General features: G+C 66.2%; 2 protein-coding genes. Both read left to right on the forward strand.

All coding sequences use genetic code 11. From position 1 onward, the window contains the following. Positions 1–311: hypothetical protein (locus NS334_RS18885; protein ID WP_206542686.1), on the forward strand; the 311-nt coding region annotated here is incomplete at its 5' end. 24 nt (positions 312–335) lie between these two features. Beyond that, positions 336–677, forward strand: a 342-nt coding sequence (locus NS334_RS16415) for a hypothetical protein (RefSeq protein ID WP_206542687.1), incomplete at its 3' end; no start/stop codon positions are given.

The following is a 677-nucleotide window of genomic DNA, read 5'->3' on the forward strand; positions in this document are numbered from 1 at the left end:
GAATGTACTCTCTCAGCTATGCAGTCGCTTACGGTGCGGTATTCGCCGCGACCTATGTGCATGATCTCATGCCGGACAGCAGCGCAGTCCAGCGTGGCCTTTCCGACGGCGCCCACGATGCCCTCGCTTCTCGCTCCCGCCGCAACGCGCTGAAACAGGACGCATCGGTTCAATCAGGCCGGCAAGCGAGGGCTGCCGCTGCAGACGAGTCTCACGATCTACACAGCACCACGGCGCGCGACCCTCGCGCGGAAGGCGAGGTCCGGCAGCGGGTCGATGCCCTGGCGGGCAGGTTCGACGGAGAGGCGTAGCGAGCTACGATCACCTTCAACACGATGTCCTCCCTCAACGCGAACGCCTTCGCAACCCCAGGCTCCGCGCGGTTCTCGGTCCGGATCACCGGCCCCGACCGCTTCGTCATCGGCGGCGCCGAGTGGCTCTCGTCGGACAGCCGCCTCGCCATGTTGCTCCGCGTCACCCTAGCTGCGCCGGCCGTCCGGTCGGTCACGGTCGACCGACAGCGTCATGAGGTGGAAGTTCAACACGAGCCGGGCTCGTGGCGGGCGGTAGCCGCGAACTATCGCATTCGGCCGGCGGATCTTCCTGAACTCGACGTTGAGCCGGAGGAAGTCGAGTCGCATCGCCGCCGGTCGTTCTTCCGCTATGGCCGCTTGATC

Source organism: Sphingomonas endophytica (assembly GCF_001476895.1).
Lineage (GTDB): Bacteria > Pseudomonadota > Alphaproteobacteria > Sphingomonadales > Sphingomonadaceae > Sphingomonas > Sphingomonas endophytica_A.